The 2,577-nt window shown below is 24.1% G+C and carries 2 protein-coding genes; one reads left to right on the top strand and one right to left on the bottom strand.

Annotation, left to right across the window (positions count from 1 at the left end; all coding sequences use genetic code 11):
- Positions 1-83: 83 nt before the first annotated feature.
- On the bottom strand, positions 84-1,496 hold the full coding sequence (locus tag BUA70_RS12815) for an SNIPE associated domain-containing protein (protein ID WP_072897902.1): 1,413 nt from the start codon (positions 1,494-1,496) through the stop codon (positions 84-86).
- A gap of 279 nt (positions 1,497-1,775) precedes the next feature.
- On the opposite strand from BUA70_RS12815, the gene BUA70_RS12810 reads away from it, so the two are divergent.
- The gene (locus tag BUA70_RS12810) at positions 1,776-2,048 is read left to right on the top strand and encodes a hypothetical protein (RefSeq protein WP_072897900.1); all 273 of its coding nucleotides are present in this window, start codon (positions 1,776-1,778) and stop codon (positions 2,046-2,048) included.
- The last annotated feature ends 529 nt before the right edge of the window (positions 2,049-2,577 follow it).

Below are 2,577 nucleotides of genomic sequence, written 5' to 3'. Positions count from 1 at the left end.
TATTTAAATATATTGAAGGTTGGTATAACAGAAAAAGGATACACTCTTCTATTAATTACATGACTCCAGATCAATGTGAATTATTAGCTAGAAGTGCAGCATGAAAAAGTTTGACTTTTTGTGTCCAAAATATTGACATAAGACCATTCATCTAATGAAACTTTAAAGAATTCTTTTCTTGAATTAACTTTATTAACTTTATTTTTTTCAAATCTCTTATGCAATTCATGTTCTAAAGTTGGAGCATCGTTAGTTTGTATTGTAGCATGTATATCAAATGGAAATGGTACAGATGCACTTGATAGTTCATTAACACGTTCTGTAGGATCTAATCTTCTAGTCATTCCAATTTTATAAATATCATCTCCAAATGATCCTATATTAGATATAACATATACATATCCAGCCTTTGTTTGTTCTGCCATTGATTTTGCACGCTGCATCTTTTCTTCTGCTTCCTTTAATTGATTCCTTAATTCTTTTATCTGTAAATCTAATTTATTTTTTTCTTCATCAGATGCATTTTTTAACTCCATAGTGGCTTTCTCTAAAGCCTTTTCATAAAGTTCTGTTTCCTTTTTAGCTTCTCTTTCCATTTTTTCTATTTCAGCTCTTACTTTAGCTTCTTCTCTCATTTGCTCTTTTAATTGTTTCTGTTCTTCTTTTTCTTCTGCTTTTTTAACTTCATATTCATATGCTAATTGAACTTCATTTATTTTTAACTTTAAGTAATCTGAGCTTAATGATATTCCAAATGAATTAATTATTTTATTAATATTATCAAATGAAGATTCAACACGCTTTCTACTATTTATTATATTTTTAGCATTTACTTTAGCAACAGTACTATCACATTCATTATTAAAAGCTCTTAAGGCTAATTTTACAATGGCATTAAGAACTTTATTATAATCTGATTTTTTTAAACAATATTTTGATAAAATATTATTGTCTTCATCTATTTTTATAGCTTTATCATCTTTAATACACTCAGATTGTTCTCTTTGTTTATCCTTTAGTTCTAATTTATATTCTTCTGAAATCTCAAAATCATATACTTTTTCATATAATCCTACTTGAAGTGTAGTAAGAATTTTTTCTAAATCTCTGTATGATTTTATGCCCTGTAGTCCTTCTTCATAATTCTTACATGTTTCTATAATGTTTTCTAACTTGTCATTTGACTTTGATATTTCATTCTCAAGAGAACTAATTTTTTGATTATATTCAAAAATAATTTGTTTATTATCCTTCTTTTTATTTTCTATTTTCTTTATTAAATTATTTAAAGCATTTTCTTTCTGCTTTATATTGTCTCCAAGTTCCTCAAATAATTTTATTTCATTAGTAATAATTTTTGAATTTCTTTTATCATTAATCATTCTAATTATTAGTAATATACCTGCAACTATTCCTAATAATGGATTGACCACAGAAGCAAAGGCAAAAATAATTGTTAATATTACTAACCATTTCTTTGTTCGTTTTACTTTCATTTATGCATTCCCCCTTAGTAATGCATATGTAAAATTCACTATGATTATGCTATTGTATACTTGTATTTCAATATATAATATAATTATCATATTCCATTGTAAAATACCTGCTTTTAAAATTTTATAGAACAATAAAAAAAGCTAAAAACTCTTTAAATTATTTATATTCTACAGAAACCTTCTCTATTTCTAAAACATGTATATACCTCATACCATATTTATTTTTTCTCTTATGTAGTATAATTTAATATATAAATATTTTAGATTAGATATACTAATATGAATAAAGTAGTTCTTTTAGCTGAAAATACATCTTTACTTATTGCAAGCTGTATACTGATACTTTTTACACACCTATTAAATATTCTAAAGCTTGATATAACTACTGCTGGAATTATTATTGGAATACTGACTAATATATTATTTCTTACATATTCTGTAATACTATTTTTAGTATATAATATTGAAAAAAAGGATTTAAATGTAGATAAAGATAATCTTAAAAATCTAAAATTAATGATGATTGCATATTTTTTCTTACAATTTATCTAAAATTTCTAATTAAAAATTTTCTATCATATTCAGATATACAGACTTTAATTTTAATTGCACAATGATCATAATCAATATATATCAACGCATAATCTTGATTATGTGTTACTAGATAAATTATATAAAATAGTTTTTCAATTTGGTATATTTTATTAAAATTATACAATAAATATATTTGTTAAAATTGAATAATTCACTGTAAACTCCATAACTAATTTAGGTATTCCATCTATAGAAACATTTACAAATTTATAATTCATATTTTAAATTAATTTCCAATAGGGATACTATTAATATCTTTTCTTCTTTATTTGAATATATACCTATATTTAATCCGTTTTTATTAGTTACTTAAAATAATAAAATAAAAATACTTAATAATTTAATAGGAACTGATAAATATATTATATTAATAAAAAATTTGGCAAAATCCTAGTCATGTACCACCAGCTAAGCTGGTGGCTTGATTAAGCCCTATAAGGGCATGGTACTGGCAGCGCTACTCGCGCTCTGAAAAACCGCCAATCGC

This window comes from Clostridium fallax (genome assembly GCF_900129365.1).
Lineage (GTDB): Bacteria > Bacillota > Clostridia > Clostridiales > Clostridiaceae > Clostridium_AH > Clostridium_AH fallax.
Note: the sequence above shows the minus strand (reverse complement) of the source record. Positions and strands in the feature narration are given on the sequence as shown.